Source organism: Nonomuraea thailandensis (assembly GCF_024172165.1).
GTDB classification, from domain to species: Bacteria; Actinomycetota; Actinomycetes; order Streptosporangiales; family Streptosporangiaceae; genus Nonomuraea; species Nonomuraea thailandensis.
Window position 1 is genome coordinate 12,325,323 of the sequence record NZ_JAMZEB010000002.1, and the last position, 17,013, is coordinate 12,342,335.

Here is a 17,013-nt window from a genome sequence, read left to right on the forward strand (position 1 = left end):
TTCTGGCGGTGGGATGGCTGCGAAGTCGTTGCGTGAGCCGATCAGGTACCGCGTGGCAGATGTGGCCTCTGGGGGGACACCGGCGACCTGGGCGTCTTGAGCTGCGAGTGCTTGTACGGCTGGTGTGAAGATGTTTCGCCAGGCTGCGAGGTAGACGATGTCGCGTGGAGATACGGCGGTGACGGGAATGGTGAGGCAGTGCAGTAGGTCGGGGTGGCTGCCGATGATCGTGCGTGCGCCGGTCGGTTCGATGAGCAGGACCACGGAGGAGGTCTGGGCCGGGCAGCACCTGTACGCGTTCGACGTCGACAGTGACCCGGGGTCGGCAGGAAAACCCTAGTTCACAGAATGGCATCCCTCCGAGGGGGACACGACCAATCCTGTCTGAGGCGGCAGCTGGACATGCGCGTCAGAGTATGCCGAACCGGTCGATCGATGCTGGTATGGCCGTTCTTGCCCCTACCCTGAGGGCGCTGCCAACAGGCGGGAGGCGATCGTGGGGATGACGCCGCCGGGTACCGGCCCGATGTCCCTTGACTACAGTGGGCTCGATCCCGAGCTCATGGACAGATTTATCACCACGTTCAAGAGCGGTGGGGACCGTGTCGGTGAGGAGGCCGGGGAGCTGCGCAGGCTGCTGGAGCAGGCGAGGCTGACCACGGCGGATCTGCAGCCGCTCGCAGCCACCCTGTTGTGGCTGGAGGTGAAGTTGCCGGAGTTGCGCCGCCGTGCCCAGGCCGCCAGGGCGGCGAACGCTTTGACTCCTTGGCGGACCGGTCTGCTGCCGTTCGACGAGAGCCGGCTCCTGTCGCAGAGCGAGGCCAGGAAGAAGGGGGCGGAGCTGGCCGAGCGGTTCAGGGACGCGAAGTCGGGTTCCGGATCGTTCATGGAGCGGCCCCACGATGACGCGCTTCGCACGCTCATGACCGAGTTGGACGCTCATCGCGACGACCCGGATTTTACCGCGGCGTTCTTCGCCGGGCTGGGCGTCGAGGGCACGCTCGGCATTGTCGGCAAGCTGCGGGCAGGCATGCGCGACCCGGAGAAGGCCATCGATGTGGTGAGCCGTGCCTTCGGCACCGCAGTGCGGGGCGCGGACGTGGTCTCCCGAGGGTACGGTGAGCGGTCCGGCGTGTTCACAGGTACGGATGTGCCTGGTTTCGCCAAGCTCAAGAACGAGTTCGCGCGCGGGCCCAGCAAGCCCGGCGATCGCTCACTGGGCTGGCTGCTCCGGGCGGGGGACTTTCCTCCTGAGTGGCTGGCCAAGGTGGTGAAGGCGCACGCGCTGACTCCGGACAGCCGGCTCCAGGGCAAGGAGATGGCGGGATACCTGGACGCGCTGGGCAACAATCCCGCCGCCGCCCGCCTGGCCCTGGCCGCCGTGCGGAAGGACGGCGTGCCGCTGTCGACGCTGCTGCGAGACCTCGCCTGGAGGACCCGCAGAGAAGTGTCCTCTGGCCCCGAGGCGGCGAACGCCTTCGGACGAATGCTCGCGACAGCGGCGGGAGCCTACGACGAGAAGGATGGAGAGCACTCTCCCGAATCGGCGAGATTCGCCTTCGATCTCATGCGGGCGCTGCCCGAGCTCGCCAACACCACCCCGGCCGAGCAGCGGCAGGGGATCAGGCCCGTGGACCTCGACGATGCCACCAGGAAGCACCTGGCCGAGATCGCCGGCGCGTATGCCACGGAGGTCACCGAGGGTGCGAACCTGGGCGACACGAACCGTACGCAGGGCAGTGCCTTCGGGCCGGTGGAGACGGTCGTGCCGGGACTGAAGCCAGCCTTCCGGCTGTCGCCGGAGGAGACGTACGCGTTCCTCAGGCTGTTCGCAACCTCTCCGGCCACTATCGCGCCGTTCGAAGAGGGCATGGGCAAATTGACCGATCGGCTCATGACCGCAGCGGCTCGGGCTGACGGTGACCGAGGCATCGACCACCTGGAACGGGTGATGAAGGCGCTCGGTTACACGGCAGGCATGCAGTTCGCCGCCGAACGAGCGGTGCAAGGCCGGCTCGACGAACGGGACAAGGAGTTCCGTGAACAGCAGGCCGCCAAGCTCGGGCTCTTCATCAACGTGGCGGGGGCGCCCGTGGCCTTGCAGGGACAGCCGCTGTGGATCGCAGTGAGCACGATTGCGGGAGCCATGCTCAACGACCTGACCGAGGTCGACAAGACGCGGCTGGACGCTCTTGACGATAAGTCCAGGCTGGCTGCGTTGGCGAGAGGAAGGTGGTTGGTGGACACGTTGATGGCGGAAGGGTTCAGACCGCAGGTATCGGCGGCGGACGAACGGTTCAACGTACCGCCGATCGTTGACGAGAACGGACAGCTGTTGCCCTTCGAAAAGATCGCTCAGAGCAAGGAAGCGCTCCGGAACCTGAACAACTGGCTGATCGCCAATGGATCCGGCTTGACTGACAAGAGCCGCATCGGCGAGGCGACGAAGCAGTTGGACGTGCTGTTCCGCGGAGCCAAGGACACGGCGGAGGACGAGTGGAAGCGATTCGATGAACTCAGCCAGGCAGAAGGCAGTCCGTCTCGCCGCTGATGACCATGACGTGCTTGGCCGGTGACGACAGCACGATATGCGTCCTGAACTCCTTGCTGACAAGATCCTGCATCGTGCGCTGTCCGGGCGCATTCAGTTCGTATTCGGCGACGAGATCGAGGGCGCCGGCCATGACCAGGAGCATCGAGTTCGGGTCCCCTGAACCGATGTCATTCCTTGCTGTGGCCGCGTACGTGCGTTTGACCTTGCCCTCGCTGCACGGGACATCCTTGCCGCCCGGATCTGTGATTTGGACGTCCTTGGCTTGGGCGCCCTCAAAGGTGCGGGTGATGTGCTCCTTGAGGGTCGCGCCCGCTTCGGCAGCCGTCGGCGCTTCGGGATTATCGGTCCCTCCACACCCGGCCAGCACGAAAAGTGCGATTAGGGGTGCCGAAATCATGCGCCATGCCGGATTCGTCATTGATTTTCCTTCGAAGGCAGGCCAGCTTCCGGACCAGTCTCATAATGTTCGATAGGTCACTGCAAGCCATTCAACGTTTTCCTCTAGGAAGCCGATGGCTCCGGTACCCAATCCGCGTCGTGCGGAATTACAGCAGCTCATCGCTCAGGCCAGGGCGCATGTGGACCGGCTGGAGACGGCGCTCGATCCCGCCTGTAACCAGTTCGCGGGCCAGGCCATCTGGGTCGGTCGCACCGCTCAAGGGTTCGCCAGGGAGTTGGCCGGGCATCGCACTCGGGTGCGAGCGGTGGCACGGGCGGTTCTCGCAACTCTGGAAGAGGAGATGCGCCGCACGCCGTCCGAGGTGTCGCCGGGCGAGGCCAAGAGCCCATAGGCCTCTTCGGATGCGCGAGCCCTATGAGGCACCCGCAGATGCGAGCGCGGCGCGCAGCGGCAGCGGCACAGCACCTGGTGTGGCCGGCCCTGTAGGAAGAGCCGTGACGCTGCTGGATGGTCAAGTGGTCGGGGGATCCCACTCGGGCGCAAGGATGGAGTGGACGATGGAGTCCCGCCATCCTGACGCAAGCTTGAGATGCCCGCGGATAACGCCTTCCTCGACCATGCCGGCCTTGGCCATGACGTGGGCGGACGCTTCGTTGAGGGGACTGCGCGCTCCCCAGATGCGGTAGACGCCGAGCTGCTCGAACCCGAGCCGCAGCAGCAGCCGGACCGCCTCGGAGCCGAGGCCCTGGCACCAGCGGTCGGCACGGAGGGCGAATCCGATCTGCGCGCTGTTCTGGAGCGGGTGGCCGGCGTCGATCGCTATCCGGGCGAACGCCACCAGCTCTCCGTCCGGCTGAACACCGGCGAGGGAGTAATCCGTGCGGGGTTCGGCCTGGGCCGCCGCCGTCACGCTCGCGATGGTGCGCTCGACCTGTTCCCGGGACCTGGGTTCGAAGCTCATGTGCTCGGCGACTTGCGGATCCCCGTAGATGGCCAGAAGGGCGTCTACGTCGGCCGCGGTGAACTCTCGGAGGGTGAGCCTTGGCGAAGTGACCGTTACCGGGTACATGGACGCCGACCTTAATGGCCGGACGGTAGCGCACTCTGCACGGGTACTCCGGCGAACTGCTCGATCGCCTGCTGAAGGTCGATCGCGGTGAAGCCGCCGCGGAAGTTGGGGGCCAGCAGCGCCGAGTGGATGCGTCGGGCGCTGGCCACGACGCCACCGATGCGCTGCTCAACGGGCAGATCGAGGACATCGGTCAGGGCGTCGGCGGCGCCGTCGAGTTCGCCCAGATGAACGCGGGCGAGCGCGAGGTCCGCCCGCGCGCCGGCCTCATCGCTGAACGACTGCTCGTCGTCATCGGCGTTCTCGTAGGCGGTGATCGCCTCTGTCGCGGTGTCGGCGGCGCGGCGTTCCTGTCGGGCAGCCAGACCTGGGCGTCGGCGGCGTAGTAGAGCTGCCGCGGGCGTGCAAACGTCATGATGCCGCCGAACTCGTCCAGTTCATCTCGCTGGACCCGCTCCCGCGCTTCCTCTGCCTGCGTGATCGCTTCATTGACCCGTTCGGCATGGCCGAGCACGCCCCAGACTCTCGCTGCCTGAGCGGGGAGCCAGACGGCAGATGTACTTGCGGTACGGGCGGCGTGCTCGGCTCCCGCGTCGACGTAGCGGGCCGCTTCGTGGGGGTTGCCCGCCCAGTAGGCGATCATGGATTGCAGGACGCGGACCCATGTGCGCAGTCCGTCGTGGCCGGCGTTCTCGGCGCATACGATCGCGGCGCGGGCCTGGGTCATGGCCGCATGCGGATTGCCCAGGTCGTGTGATGCCTTGGCCAGCATGCCCGAGATGATCCCGCTCAACAGGTACAGGTCAGCACTTTCGGTGGGTCGCTGACGGCCTTCCAAGAGCCGGAAGACCATGTCCTGTAGCTCCGCGAGGCTGCCCAGGAGGTGGACCAGCGGCTGCCGGGGGTAGAGCTGCGCGACATGGGCGACCTCGGAGCGGATCTGCTGCAGCGTTTCAGGGCCGACGTTGCTGCCTTCCGCCCCAGTGGCGAACCGCATGGCTCGGCGAGCGATCATTTCTACCTCCTCTTGCAGGCTGCCGGGTGCCGGTAGCCGTACCTGAACGGTTGATGATGAGGGGAGCGCGATTTCGCCCAGGCGGGGCGGCGCAGCAGCGAATCCCGCGTTGCACCGGATGAGGATGTCCCGTTCCTGTGCGGCGAGCCGGTCCAGGGAGTTCGGGTCCAGAAGCGTGAGCGGTGTCGTGCGGTAGACGCTCGCCAGGGTGATGATGTGCGTGGCCAGCGGTGCTCTGGAGCCGAAGGCGGGGAACATCTCCAGCCTGGACAGCAGCGGCTGGTCCATGACCGCCGAGGGCGACTGCTCCCGGTAATGGTCCACGACCTCGGGTTGAGACATGCCGAGCGCCGACCTGTAGGCGGCCAACGGCGTCAAGCCGAACTGAATGCGGATCTCCACCGCGATGTCGTCGATCGTGCGGTTCTGGTTGAGCATCTGCTTACGAAGGCGATTGACCCTGCGCCTGATGTCGTTGACCATCGCCAGGCTCCCCCTGATGCGGCTCTGCCAGAAGGGTTGCCGTTTGCCGCGCCGTTCGGCAACCGCGCATATCGGGCACGGTCGATTCCGCCGACATGGAACGGCCCCGCATGAGCGGAAACCCGCAGGTCAGCATGTGTATGGAATGCATAGAAAGTATGTCGCAGCCCTGGGTGACCGGGTGGCTACACAACGCATTTGCTGGACCACGTAAGCAAGACCAGCGAGGAATCGGCCAGCACGAGGACGTCCTTGTCTGCTTCCGCCCCCTGAAACCCGTTCCGAGGCTCCTTGATGACCGACGTACCCACCGTCTCCCAGCTCGTCTACGGTCCTACCGCAGCGAGCACCGTCCCAGTTGGCGACCACTCACTCGTGAGAGGTCTCGACAAGCGTGATTTGTCCGGCAGGGGCCCTGATGCCGGAGCAAGTGGCGAGGACCACTGCACATCCGGCAAAGCTGCGCTCGAGGAACTGCTCAAGATCGCACCGCTCCTGCCCGTAGCCGTCTCGGAGAACCGGCACTTCGCCCTGCGAGGTGTCACGGCCGCCGCCCTCGGCGATGTCGATCAGATCCTCAACCTCGGGGCCGGGCTCCCCACGCCGGGCGGTGTCTCCGTGAATGACGTCGTACGACACCATCAGCCGCTCGCCCGTGTCGTCCACGTGGATGGGTCCCAGGGGGTGGCCGTCCCCGACCGAGCAATGCTCGCCCGGGTGGACAATGTTCTCCTGGTCCACGCGGACGCCCGCGACCCTGCCCGCGTGCTGAACGAAGCCAGGGAGTTGCTCGACGAGAGCAAACCGGTGTGCATCGTCGCCACGGCGCTACTGCACTTGTGGAGAAACGATGAGAACCCCGCAGGCGTCCTGCACGAGTACATGCGGGCCTTTCCCGCCGGCTATCTGGTCTTCTCCCACTGCTGCTGGGACAAGGTGGAGCCCGCGAAGCTCGCCCGGCTCCGCGCCATCTACCAGCGGTATTTCATGCCGATCTATCCGCGCACCGCGGCCGAGATCGCCGTGATGCTCGACGGGTTGGACGTTCAGGAGCCCGGTTTGGTCGAGGCATCGCAGTGGCGATCGAACGATCGGCGGATCGACGTTGGCGACGCGTATTTCCTCGCGGCGGTCGCCAAGTTCGGCCAGTACGTCGTCACGTCCGCAAGGGATGCGGCATGAGCGTCAGCAGCGCGGCCTGTGCGCTGACCGTTGAAAAGGGCCTGCGCCTTGCTGAGCGCCTGCAGGACTCATGCCAAGGGCGCTGGCTGGTCGTGTGGGAGCCCGATCTGTGCAAGTTCGAGGCGTTTCCGGCGTTCGACGCGACCGCGATCGCCCCGGTGGAAGGGACCTGCTTGCGGGAGGTGTGGTGCGGCATCATCGCCGCTGACGACGCGCTGCGGGTTGACATCGCCGAGGCGCTCCAGGCGTACCCGCCCACGGTCATTTCCCTCTTGGCCGTCGGGCCAGGAGCGTTCGGATGACGACACGAGACGTTCTTTTGGTTTTGTTGGCCAGTTCCGACCGCAGTTGTTCGTGACGAGCGACCGCACCTCCGATCCGGTGGAGTTGATGTTCGCCAGTCCTGACCGCACTCGGCCGCCACGCGAGTGGATGGCTCTGACCTAGGCAAATGTCAATGTGAGGCCTCAGGACATGCTTAACCATTCGTTCTCGGGACACTCTTGACAGATCGTGGCATGATGCTTGCCCAGAGTGACTCTCGTGTCGGGTGGCGAGCGTGGATCAGCAGGCTCTGGTGGAGTACCGGTACCGGGCTGTACGGGAGGTTCTCGGCGGGTCACCAATCGGGGAGGTCGCGGCCCGGTACGGAGTCTCGCGGCAGTCGCTGCACAGCTGGCGGAAACGGTTCGAGCAGGAAGGCATGCCGGGACTGGCCGACAGGTCGCGGCGGCCCAAGTCCAGCCCGCACCGGCTGCCGGCCGAGGTCGAGGCGCTGGTGTGTGAGCTGCGGCGGCAGCACCCACGATGGGGCGCCCGGCGGATCGTGCATGAGCTGCGCCCGCGGGGAGTGGATCCGGTTCCCGGCCGGGCGACGGTGCATCGGATGCTCGTCCGCAACGGGCTGGTGCGGCGCCAGGAGCAGGAGCATCAGCGCAAGTACCGGCGCTGGCAGCGCGAGGCACCGATGCATCTGTGGCAGCTCGACCTGGTCGGCGGCGTACCGCTGGCCGATGGCCGCGAGTGCAAGATGGTCACCGGGATCGACGATCATTCGCGGTTCGTGGTGATCGCAGCGGTGGTCGCCGTGCCATCAGGACGAGCGGTGTGCTCGGCGTTCACCGCGGCGATGCGCCGCTACGGGGTGCCGTTTGAGGTGCTCAGCGATAACGGCAAGCAGTTCACCGGCCGGCACAATCGGCCGCAGCCGGTGGAGGTGCTGTTCGCGCGGGTGTGTCGGGAGAACGGCATCAACCAGCGGCTCACCAAGCCCCGCTCGCCCACCACGACCGGGAAGATCGAGCGCTTCCACAAAACGCTCCGCCACGAACTGCTGGATCATGTGGCGCCGTTCGAGTCGCTGACCGCCGCCCAGGACGCCATCGATGCCTGGGTGCACGCCTACAACCATCAACGGCCCCACCAGGCGCTGAACATGGCAACCCCGGCCAGCGTCTTCCGCCCGCACGCCCCCACCTACTCCGACGGGCAGCTTCTCGCCGACGAGGCCGGCCAAACAGCAGCGCCGCTGCGGATTGATGTGATCGAACCACCAGCGAACCGCCCGGATGAGTCGGCGGTGGAGTTCGAGATCCGCGTCCCGCCCAGCGGAGAGGTCACGCTCGTTCCCGGCCGGCAGCGGTTCTCCGTCCCCAGGGGACTGGCCGGACGGACGTTGACCGTCTGGGCCGATCTGCGCAGCCTGCACGTCCTGCTCGAGGGCCACCTGGTCCGCACCATCGTCTCCCGGCTCCTGCCCCACGACCTGGCCTACCTGGTAATGCGCTACGGAGCCCACCCCGCTGGACCAGCGCCGGCAGCGGCGGCGCTGCGCCGCATCAACGGCAACACCGAGCTGGCCGCAGGCGAGGCAGTCGAGATCGATCGCATAGTCCAACGCGACGGCCACGTCACCATCGCCGGAATCAAGTGCCAGATCGCTTTCGCGCTGGCCCGGCGCACCATCACCATCCGGCTGGACGGCCACCTCATGCACGCCATCGCCGACAACGCCCTGGTCGGCACCTGGCCCTGCCCCATCACCGCCGACCGCGCCGCCCGGCTACCGGGCGCGCGCACCGCAGCGACTCCCTTGCCACCACCGCCGCTGCCGGCGGGATCGATCCGAGTGCAACGGCGCGTCCATGCCAGCGGCCGGTTCATGGTGAACAAGCAGTTCATCAAACTCGGCCCCCGGCACGCAGGCAAGCTCGTCACAGTCGTCATCGAAGACACGCACTATCGGGTCCTGCATGGCGAGGAAGAACTGGCGATCAGGCCCCGCCGCGACACCACACCCGTCACCCGTCTCTACGTCCGAGGCAAGGGCACCCAGCCCGACGGACGTTAAGCATCTCCCGATGACAAACGGTTAAGCATGTCCTGGGACCTCACATCGAGAGCAAACGCCCTACCTCTCGTAGCTGCCAAAGCCCCTGAGCCCGTGACTGCGGTCCCTTCTCGCGAACGCCGGCACACCCTTCAGTCGCCTTGGTGCGGTCGAATGCCGCGAACATCCGCGGTCACTTCTCACGAACGAACGAAATCATTCTTTAGTGACACCACGCCTCCAACGCGCTGCACGTCCGTTGATGACCGCCGTCCGCTACGCCGTCACCAACTGCAGAACGCGGAGAGGAGCGCATCCAGGAGACGCCGGTACCCGCCAACGAGACCAGCCCTTCAGCTGCCTCTCGGCACCCGAAGAGACCCACCGCTTCAACAACGCACGCCAACGGCCAGCACCCACAGGGTGCACAAGCAGGAGATCAGAATGCTGACGAGTACCATGCAGGACCGGTCGGCCCTCGACCTCATCACGCACTCTCCGGACGGGGAATCGAGGGCCAAGATCTTCCGGACTGGCGATGTCTTCCCCATGTCCCCGACCAAGCACATCCTGTCAGCCGCCAACACGCCGGCCAGCGACGTGCGCCCATGGGGGCTACGTTTCCTGGTCGCACCCGTCACCGCCGACGACGGCTCGCACGGCGGCAACGGCAGCAACGAGACCAGCGAAACCAGTTCGGACGGGGCCGGCCCGAACGAGGAAAAGGTCAAGGACTAAAGGGACACATCGTGACGCATACCGTCCTGATCATCACCGACGAGTCCGACACTGCGCCTGCCGAAAACTCCTTCCGTGCAGGTCAAGCGGCATGTGAATACTCGTGGAGGACTCCGCCGAGTCGGTCTCGTCGGCGAATGTTCAGGTCGACGATTCGTTCGGGGTCTGCGATCGGGTCCGGGACGGGACGCAGTGGGGCGGCTTGGTTCAGGGCTTGGTGGGCTCGGTGGTGGTTGTAGAAGTGTTCGTACTCGCGTAGAGCGTGCCGTAGGTGGCGTTCGTTCCAGATGAGGCAGCGGTCCAGGAGTTCGTGGCGGCAGGACTGCACCCACCTCTCCATGATCGAGTTCATCCGCGGCATCTGGATACCGGTGAGCACGGTCTTGATGCCGGCTTCGGCGAAGATCTCGTCCATGAGGGCGGGGAACTTGCCGTCCCTGTCTCGGATCAGAAAGCGCGCCCGGCGGCCCGCATCTTCCAGATCCATCACCAGATTCCTGATCGCCTGGATGACCCAGTCGGCGGTCGGGTGGGCGGTGGTGCCCAGCACGCGGACGCGCCTGTCGGCGTGCTCGATGACGGTCAGGATGTACTGGCGTTGCCCGTTCAAGATGACGGTCTCGATGAAATCACAGGCCAGCAGAGCGTCGGCTTGCGAGCGCAGGAAGTCGGCCCACGTGGTGGAGGCCCGTTCGGCCGCCGGGCCAAGGCCCGCCTGTTGGAGGATCTCCCAGACCGTGGACGGCGCGACCTTGATGCCGAGCGTGGTGAGTTCACCATGCACTCGCCGACAACCCCAGCCGGGGTTCTCCCGAACCAGGCGCAGAATGAGAGCGCGGATAGAGCGGACGGTGGGCGGGCGCCCGGGCCGCTTCGGTCGGCAGGTACGGGCATGGCGCCGTCGCATCAGATCGCGGTGCCAGCGCAGGACGGTGTCGGGCCGGACGAGGAGCCGCAGCCGGCGTAGGACCTCGCGCGGCAGCGAGGTCAGGAGCGCGGCGAGAAGGGCCCGGTCCTCGGGTGCGAATCTCACTCGGGTGTCAGCACCGAGTTGGCGTTCAAGGACGGCGATCTGGTGACGCAGGACGAGAATCTCCACGTCCTTGTCCCGATCACTCATGGGCAGTAGCCGCAGCGCGGCGAAGGCGTTCGTGACGGTCAGATAGGCCAGGCGAAGGAGCACAGCGGATCATCCTGCCGTACGCGCTTCCGTCTCTCGGGTGACCGGAGCTCGCGTACGCCACGCGAAGCCCTCGCAGAGCCATGACCTGGACGGATGTAATTATCGGCAGGCGCAATGCCGCTCGGCCTCTGGGTGTACGCGGTGATGTCCCCGCAAGTGCTCAGCGTGCTGATCGGGATCGGAGTCCTGGGCTGCACGGTCATGGTGTGGCGGCGGGTGAAGGTGCCCGGGAATGCTTCCGTGCTGGTGGGCGCCGGCCTGGTCTCCGGCGCGCTCTCGGCCTCCACCGGCACCAGCGTGCTCAGCCTGGTCGGGTTCGCCGTGGCCGGCCAGGTGAACTCCCAGTCGATCTGGATCGGCCTGGTGGGACTGCCGGTCGTGCGGTCGGGGTGGTTCGCCGGCAACGCGGTCTTCAGCCGCATCAACCCGGATCGCTTCCGCAACGTGGTGCTGGTGGCCCTCCTCGTCAGTGCGGTGGTCACCCTCTCCAGCGCACTCAGCAGCTGATTCGCCGGCCTCTGGGCGGCCGGCTGACTCGACCTCGGGCTCGCCAAGCTGCGCCGGCCGTTCTGCTGGACGCCGGCATCAATCGCATGGGGACTCCTGCTGATCGGACGGCGTTGTCACCGACCTGCTCGGCGGCTGATCCGGCCGAACCAGTGCGGGTGGGTGCGGATGAAGGTGATCACGAAGAGCACCTGGATGCCGCCCTCGACGAGGATCAGCAGGCCCGAGTCGATCGCCGGGAGAATCGGCCCGCCGGTGAAGGAGCCGGCGAGGGCGTCCACCGCGCGCAGCACCGCCTCGATCGCGATCGGGATGGCGAAGAGAGCGTAGTTGCCGAGGGCGAAGGTTCCTCCGACCACGAGGACGACAGCGTAGACGCGGGTGGCCCGCCGCTCGTGCGGGTCCAGGCCGGTGGTCGGATCCTCCGCAGGCGGGGGACGCCGCCGCACCGCGGCCCACACCTTGGCTCGCAGGTACTTGGCGTACGCCAGGCCGTCGTCGAAGAGGTTGCTGGTGCGCAGCAGGTCGCGCAGCACGTAGTACAGGTCCGTGCGCATGTAGACCTGGAGCTGGAACGGGATGGTCATGAGCACCGTCACGAGCAGCGCCTGCAGCAACGCCGCGACCAGCGACGGCATCGGCACGTACGCCACCAGCAGGATGATCGTGGCCATGAGGAACAAGTCCCAGGTCATCCCGGCGAGGTAGGCCCGGTAGCGGCGGCGCCTGGGCACGCCCCACACGCCGGTGACGTCGGTCTGGACGACCAGGGTGTACAGCCGGGTGCCGAACCCGATCCGCCCCGGCGCGCCGAGCGAGCGGGCCGCCATGAGGTGCATCATCTCGTGGGCGCTGATCGCCACCGACATCATCGCCGTGTTGACCAGCACCGCCAGGCCGACATAGTCGCTCCAGAAGAAATGCTCGTATGTCGGCACGAGTTCGGGCCGCATGACGAGGGACGCCAGGGCCGCCACCGTGGTCGCGGCCCACAGGACCTTCATCGGCAGACTGAAGATCCAGCCGACGTGCCGTGCGGTGAGCCATGGGAAATGGCTGCGCGGGGCGTCCGTCGCGGGGTCGGGCACCGGCTCCCCGTCGATCGCGCGGATGAACCCCAGACCGGTGGCGGCTTCGACGAGTTCGGCGACGTCGATCTCGGCGCCTTGCTCATCGGCGATGCGCTTTTCGACCGCACCGGCCGGATGGCCTTCGCCCAGCAGCCGGAGCGCCTCCCCGTACACCGTGGGCAGCTCGACGTACTCACCGATCTCCGCCCGGCCGAAGACCATGAGGTCCGGATCGTCGTCGTCGGGACGGGAGATCAGAGGGTGCAGGTCGACCCGGGTGCTGGTGGTGATCACGAGCAGGCCGGGCAGTCGTCGTAGCGGGGAATGTCGATGGAGTACGAGTGGGTCCACATGGCGTAGTTCCAGTGGAAGAACCTGCCGCGCGTCTGCGCGGGCAGCCCGGCGAGGTGATACATCATCTCGAGAGCGCAGAGGTGGCCGCTGATGTTGGCGCTTGCGGCGATCACGGCGTTCGGCCGTTCGGTGGTGAGCGGCCTTCCCTCGGAGCGGTACTCGCGCTGGTCCTCCTGGCGGCGCAGGCAGGCGAAGCAGCCGGTCTCGCCCGGGATCAGCGACCCGACGACGGCCATCGGCCCGGTGTAGAAGCTGACGAACCAGGGGGTGCCGGTGCGCAGCGCGGCTTCGTTGGTCCAGAGCATGATGTCCGGCTGCGGTTCGTCGGCGCAGAGCACGAAGACGTCGCACCCCTCCATCAGCTTGGCGATGTCATCGGCGCCACCCGCCTTGAGGATGGTGCCGGTCACGTCCACCAGGCTGTTCATGGCGCGCAGCCGGGCCACCGCGCTGTCCACCTTCGGCTGCCCGATGTCCGCCTCGCTGTAGAGCAGTTGCCGGGTGAGGTTCGGCTCCTCGACGGTGTCGAAGTCGCCGATGGCCAGCGCCCCGACGCCGCTGGAGACCAGCCCGGCCGCGACCGCCGAGCCGGTGCCGCCGATGCCGAGCAGCGCCACCTTGGCGTGCTTGATGCGGGCCTGGACGTCGTACGGAGAGCTGCGGGGGCTGGTGTCGATCCAGGAGAAGAAGTGCCTTGACGGCTCATATCGGGCGGCCTCGCGCTCGGTGAGGCCGACGGGCAGGGGAGCAGCCGCGTCCTCCACGAAACCGTTGCCGATCAGGCCCGCGATCACCTCGCGAGCGTCTTGCTCATCGACGTCCGGGCAGGCCGCGCAGATCTCGTCGATCGTCCGCGTGCCGTCCATGAGGGTGATGAGCCTGGCGATCGTGCCGTCCTCGTCGTCCTGGATCTCGGAGGAGACGCCCAGCTGCATCGTGCCGATGATGATGCGGTCGCCGGGCAGGGCGACGGGCTGGTGTACGCTTTTGATCTTCGGGCGGAGCACGACGGCCTTTCAGCTGAGAATGTCGGGGGAAACGAGCATCGGCCGACCAGGCGATGCCCGGTCGGCCGATGCGCTATAGATCAGCCGCCGCCATCGCGCCAAAGCGTGGTCTCGACCTTCTCCAGCTTGCGGATCTGCAGCGAAACCTTCTTGACCGGCTTGCTCTCAGCCTTCATGTTGAACCCCCTTTCGGCTGTGAGGAAGTTGCGATGTCGATTGTTTCCGGCACCTCTACGCAAGCACTACAACATCTCTACAATTCCGGCAGGCGTGGAACGTGGCCTACCGTGCGTCCGGCACCGGCAATCGGAGATGGCTTGCGATCTCGACGCGTAGCGGGCCCCCGCGACCCGGCCGCCAAGGAGGAGTACAACCCCTACCGTTTCAACGCCAAGTCCTGGGACAACTCCACCGGCATGTACGACATGGGGTTCTGCAACCCTGATCATGCAGCAATACCCCAGCTCACACGAAACCGACTTTCCGAGCGGGACACCCTTCCGCGCGAGGCTGATCGGCGGCAGGGGGCGATGACCTGCTCGGCGGCGGGTCCGTCGACGACGAGCTGAGCACAGAGCAGCCGGGGCGCCTGTACGGAGGCGTGGTACGGCGATCACGCACTCGATCCCATGAGGAGCCGAGCTCCATGCCTGGACGCGATGGCGGTTTCCATAAGCCGTCGGAGATGCCGTCGCCGAGAGGATCGAGGCCCGATCGGAAGATTGCCGCGGGTCGTCCGGACCAGTCCTTGCGATCGTTCGTCTTGTTGCACTGACCGCGGAGTGCAGGTATGGGTTTTGTTGTCGAACTCGACTGGCGTGAAGGGTGCAGGGGTGGGCTGGCCGGTATCCGGCCGAGCGGCCGACTGCGTTCAGAAAGGAGGAGCGTTCTCGAGTTGTGCGACTACTTTCAGATGTAGATTAGCTACTCTTGGTGATGGCGTGGGTTGGTGGAGGGGGTGCCGGTGCTGCGGTGTGCTGCAGTTGTACAGGGAGCGTTGGCGTGCGCGTTGTTGATGTCCTCGTCCGCGTGGGCGTCCACAGGGCCGTGGACGGATGGCTACGGCCGGCTCGGCGACGTAGAGATCAGCGCCGATCGCAAACATGTCGCACTGTGTGACCGGCTCGATGACGAGAACAAGGTGGCCGTGCAGTACAGGACCACGATCGGCCGGACGATTCTGCTGCAGGCTGGCCCGAAGAGCGGATGTGTCCTGGATTCGGTGTTCTTCGGCTCCATCAAGCGTGCGAAGTTCTGCTATGGCTCGGACGTCGCGCCCGCTGGTTCGATGCGTAAGTGCAATCCGGCGCACAACATCTGAAGCCGCCGGTCTTGGAGACAGGGGGAGGAATGAGCGTGCTGACCGAGGCCGCTTCCCGCGCACTGCCTCAGCCGGTTCGGCAGCGCAGGCCGGCGCTGGCCGCGCTGGCGGTGTTGCTCGTGCTCGGCGGCGCCCTGGCCACCACCTCGCTGGTACTGCGGGCTGACGAACGCGTCTCTGTCATTCGTGTCACGCAGCGTATCGGCGCCGGGCATCCCTTCGGTAGCGGCGCCCTGCAAGAGGCCCGTGTCGCCGATGACGGGGGCTCCTACTGGTCCTGGTCCCAGCGTGACGAGGTCGCGGCCGCCGTAGCCACAGTTGCGGTGCTTCCTGGCACCTTGCTCACCGGGCCGATGGCCGCCGTCGGCGGAAACGGAGCAGCCGAGGGAAAGCCCGTCGAAGTGGGGCTGGCCCTCAAGCCAGGCCAGGCGCCCTATGACCTGCGGCGTGGAGAACATGTCCAGCTCATCCACGTGTCCGGTCGCAGGAGCAGCCCTGAGGAGGCCACGGTTGTCGTGGAGGACGCGCTGGTCGAAAGCGTGACTTACTCGGCAGGCTCGGCGGGCCTGGCAACCGTCGTCGTCGACGGCGTCGTCGCTCCCACGGTCGCGTCCTATGCGGTTAACGGGGAGATAGCCGTCGCCGTTGTACGCGCACAAGGCTGACCTGCCGGGGTGCGATCTCGCCAGGTGGTATCGATGCGGCTCTGAAGGCGTGGCTTGAGCGGACGGTCGCAACGATGGTGGCTAGGGCGAGGGCCGATCGTGCTCGGTGCGTGCTCGTACGCCCCGTCACGTGCCGTCAGGATCTGGCTCCGTCTGACACACATAACGTGCTGAGGTGGCACGAACCATTACCCGAGGACACGGCGCGGCACTAAAAGATCTTGCTTCTGATCCGACGGTCGCAGGTTCGAATCCTGCAGGGCGCGCCTTGATCATGGCCTGATCTGCGGTAATGCGGGATCGGATCGCGTTCTAGAACTTTCGTCTAGCGGCTGCGTGCTCCGTACGTGCTCGCGCGCGCCAACACCGTCCACACCATGATCGGCATGGGTGTTCTGGGGCTGCCTTGGCAACGGAACGGCCCCGTCCCGCCGTCTGGTCGCGGCGATCACGGGGCCGGTTGCTGATGTGGCGGGTCAGACCCGCAGCGGACTCACCTCTGCTGGCTTCCCCGTGTTCTCCTCCTCGGCGAGCAGGAGCGCTGCGGTCTTCTCCGCGGCCGCCATCGCCACCTCGGGGAAGACCGAGGTGTAGGTGTCGGCGGTGAAGGAGCTGGAGGTGTGGCCCAGCGTCTCCTGTACGACCTTCATCTCTACCCCGGCCGCCAGCATGAGCGAGGCTGCGCCGTGGCGGAGGTCGTGGAGCCGGATGGGTGGCAGGCCGGCGAGGTAGGCCAGCCACAGGAACTGTACGGTGACGTTCTGGGGATGCAGCCGATCTCCGTGCGGTTGGGTGAAGGCGAACCCGGTGTCCTTCCATGCCTCGCCCAGGGCCAGCTGGTGTGCCCCGAGTTTGATGGAGTCGCGTTTCCGGATTTCATGCCACGGTGGGTGTGTTCTCGAACTGTATCGGGGTGAGCATGCCGAGGCTGCTGTGTCGTCGTTGCCGGTTGTGCCAGATCTCCAGGTATTCGAAGATCGCATTGGCCAGCTCCGAGGCCATGATCCGCATAGCGATGATCGACAATGCCGGCAAGCGCATCACCGACGAATCCACCCCGACCTGGCGAGGAACATACTAGGACGAACACCTACAAATTAACCGCCTTCCGAAACGGTGTTCGCCCTGGCCGTGCT

Annotated in this window: 17 protein-coding genes and 2 pseudogenes; 10 read left to right on the plus strand and 9 right to left on the minus strand. The window is 66.3% G+C overall.

Going from position 1 to position 17,013, the window contains the following annotated elements; translation table 11 throughout:
- The first annotated feature begins 502 nt into the window (after positions 1–502).
- Positions 503–2,551 (plus strand): DUF6571 family protein, encoded by a 2,049-nt coding sequence (locus tag HD597_RS61385; RefSeq protein WP_308210994.1) that lies wholly within the window; start codon positions 503–505, stop codon positions 2,549–2,551.
- Here the strand turns inward: HD597_RS61385 and HD597_RS61390 are convergent.
- The 4 genes from HD597_RS61390 to HD597_RS61405 form a co-directional block, all read right to left on the minus strand.
- Entirely contained in the window at positions 2,517–2,972 is a 456-nt protein-coding gene (locus HD597_RS61390; protein ID WP_253758490.1) for a hypothetical protein, read from the minus strand. The two genes, HD597_RS61385 and HD597_RS61390, sit on opposite strands and share 35 nt — an antisense overlap.
- 493 nt (positions 2,973–3,465) lie before the next feature.
- Entirely contained in the window at positions 3,466–4,023 is a 558-nt protein-coding gene (locus tag HD597_RS61395) for a GNAT family N-acetyltransferase (protein ID WP_253758492.1), read from the minus strand.
- An 11-nt stretch (positions 4,024–4,034) separates the two neighbouring features.
- Positions 4,035–4,172, minus strand: a complete 138-nt coding sequence (locus HD597_RS61400) for a hypothetical protein (RefSeq protein WP_253758494.1) — start codon at positions 4,170–4,172, stop codon at positions 4,035–4,037.
- Positions 4,173–4,216: 44 nt separating this feature from the next.
- Positions 4,217–5,521, minus strand: coding sequence for an NsdA family TPR-like regulatory protein (locus HD597_RS61405; protein WP_253758496.1), 1,305 nt, complete (start codon positions 5,519–5,521; stop codon positions 4,217–4,219).
- Between the two features lie 294 nt (positions 5,522–5,815).
- On the opposite strand from HD597_RS61405, the gene HD597_RS61410 reads away from it, so the two are divergent.
- The 4 genes from HD597_RS61410 to HD597_RS61425 all read left to right on the plus strand — a co-directional run bounded on the left by HD597_RS61410 (position 5,816) and on the right by HD597_RS61425 (position 9,770).
- Positions 5,816–6,703: an SAM-dependent methyltransferase gene (locus HD597_RS61410; RefSeq protein WP_253758498.1), complete on the plus strand. Its 888-nt coding sequence runs from the start codon at positions 5,816–5,818 to the stop codon at positions 6,701–6,703.
- Complete coding sequence (locus HD597_RS61415; RefSeq protein ID WP_253758500.1) at positions 6,700–7,005, plus strand: hypothetical protein; 306 nt, start codon at positions 6,700–6,702, stop codon at positions 7,003–7,005. The genes HD597_RS61410 and HD597_RS61415 overlap by 4 nt, the downstream gene beginning before the upstream one ends.
- A gap of 248 nt (positions 7,006–7,253) precedes the next feature.
- Positions 7,254–9,053, plus strand: a complete 1,800-nt coding sequence (locus HD597_RS61420; protein WP_372513612.1) for an IS481 family transposase — start codon at positions 7,254–7,256, stop codon at positions 9,051–9,053.
- 423 nt (positions 9,054–9,476) lie between these two features.
- On the plus strand, positions 9,477–9,770 hold the full coding sequence (locus tag HD597_RS61425; RefSeq protein ID WP_253758504.1) for a hypothetical protein: 294 nt from the start codon (positions 9,477–9,479) through the stop codon (positions 9,768–9,770).
- A gap of 82 nt (positions 9,771–9,852) precedes the next feature.
- On the opposite strand, the gene HD597_RS66400 is transcribed toward HD597_RS61425, so the two are convergent.
- Positions 9,853–10,953, minus strand: coding sequence for an integrase core domain-containing protein (locus tag HD597_RS66400; RefSeq protein WP_253758507.1), 1,101 nt, complete (start codon positions 10,951–10,953; stop codon positions 9,853–9,855).
- A 114-nt stretch (positions 10,954–11,067) separates the two neighbouring features.
- On the opposite strand from HD597_RS66400, the gene HD597_RS61435 reads away from it, so the two are divergent.
- Positions 11,068–11,460, plus strand: coding sequence for a hypothetical protein (locus HD597_RS61435; protein WP_253758509.1), 393 nt, complete (start codon positions 11,068–11,070; stop codon positions 11,458–11,460).
- A 116-nt stretch (positions 11,461–11,576) separates the two neighbouring features.
- Here the strand turns inward: HD597_RS61435 and HD597_RS61440 are convergent, their stop codons facing one another.
- Entirely contained in the window at positions 11,577–12,824 is a 1,248-nt protein-coding gene (locus HD597_RS61440) for a hypothetical protein (RefSeq protein WP_253758511.1), read from the minus strand.
- Entirely contained in the window at positions 12,821–13,891 is a 1,071-nt protein-coding gene (locus HD597_RS61445; RefSeq protein WP_253758514.1) for a HesA/MoeB/ThiF family protein, read from the minus strand. Before HD597_RS61445 ends, HD597_RS61440 begins: the two co-directional genes overlap by 4 nt.
- 317 nt (positions 13,892–14,208) lie before the next feature.
- Between HD597_RS61445 and HD597_RS61450 the strand changes: the two genes are divergently transcribed.
- From HD597_RS61450 to HD597_RS61460, 3 genes are all read left to right on the plus strand, one after another.
- On the plus strand, positions 14,209–14,460 hold the full coding sequence (locus tag HD597_RS61450; protein ID WP_253758516.1) for a hypothetical protein: 252 nt from the start codon (positions 14,209–14,211) through the stop codon (positions 14,458–14,460).
- A gap of 389 nt (positions 14,461–14,849) precedes the next feature.
- Positions 14,850–15,212: a hypothetical protein gene (locus tag HD597_RS61455; protein WP_253758518.1), complete on the plus strand. Its 363-nt coding sequence runs from the start codon at positions 14,850–14,852 to the stop codon at positions 15,210–15,212.
- 29 nt (positions 15,213–15,241) lie between these two features.
- On the plus strand, positions 15,242–15,877 hold the full coding sequence (locus HD597_RS61460; RefSeq protein WP_253758521.1) for a hypothetical protein: 636 nt from the start codon (positions 15,242–15,244) through the stop codon (positions 15,875–15,877).
- A gap of 476 nt (positions 15,878–16,353) precedes the next feature.
- On the opposite strand, the gene HD597_RS61465 is transcribed toward HD597_RS61460, so the two are convergent.
- Both HD597_RS61465 and HD597_RS61470 read right to left on the minus strand, forming a co-directional pair.
- Positions 16,354–16,752, minus strand: a complete 399-nt coding sequence (locus HD597_RS61465) for a tyrosine-type recombinase/integrase (protein WP_253759964.1) — start codon at positions 16,750–16,752, stop codon at positions 16,354–16,356.
- A gap of 1 nt (position 16,753) precedes the next feature.
- Positions 16,754–16,870, minus strand: a pseudogene (locus tag HD597_RS61470) (IS3 family transposase); the annotation flags it as partial.
- Here HD597_RS61470 and HD597_RS61475 point away from each other — a divergent pair.
- Positions 16,860–16,958: pseudogene (locus tag HD597_RS61475) on the plus strand (IS5/IS1182 family transposase); the annotation flags it as partial. The pseudogenes HD597_RS61470 and HD597_RS61475 overlap by 11 nt on opposite strands.
- Positions 16,959–17,013 lie beyond the last annotated feature (55 nt).

Bases quoted from the DNA above. Each gene is read 5' to 3' on its own strand.
- HD597_RS61385 (WP_308210994.1), top strand. From the start codon at position 503: ATGACGCCGCCGGGTACCGGCCCGATGTCCCTTGACTACAGTGGGCTC.
- HD597_RS61390 (WP_253758490.1), bottom strand. From the start codon at position 2,972: ATGACGAATCCGGCATGGCGCATGATTTCGGCACCCCTAATCGCACTT.
- HD597_RS61395 (WP_253758492.1), bottom strand. From the start codon at position 4,023: ATGTACCCGGTAACGGTCACTTCGCCAAGGCTCACCCTCCGAGAGTTC.
- HD597_RS61405 (WP_253758496.1), bottom strand. From the start codon at position 5,521: ATGGTCAACGACATCAGGCGCAGGGTCAATCGCCTTCGTAAGCAGATG.
- HD597_RS61410 (WP_253758498.1), top strand. From the start codon at position 5,816: ATGACCGACGTACCCACCGTCTCCCAGCTCGTCTACGGTCCTACCGCA.
- HD597_RS61415 (WP_253758500.1), top strand. From the start codon at position 6,700: ATGAGCGTCAGCAGCGCGGCCTGTGCGCTGACCGTTGAAAAGGGCCTG.
- HD597_RS61425 (WP_253758504.1), top strand. From the start codon at position 9,477: ATGCTGACGAGTACCATGCAGGACCGGTCGGCCCTCGACCTCATCACG.
- HD597_RS61435 (WP_253758509.1), top strand. From the start codon at position 11,068: ATGCCGCTCGGCCTCTGGGTGTACGCGGTGATGTCCCCGCAAGTGCTC.
- HD597_RS61460 (WP_253758521.1), top strand. From the start codon at position 15,242: ATGAGCGTGCTGACCGAGGCCGCTTCCCGCGCACTGCCTCAGCCGGTT.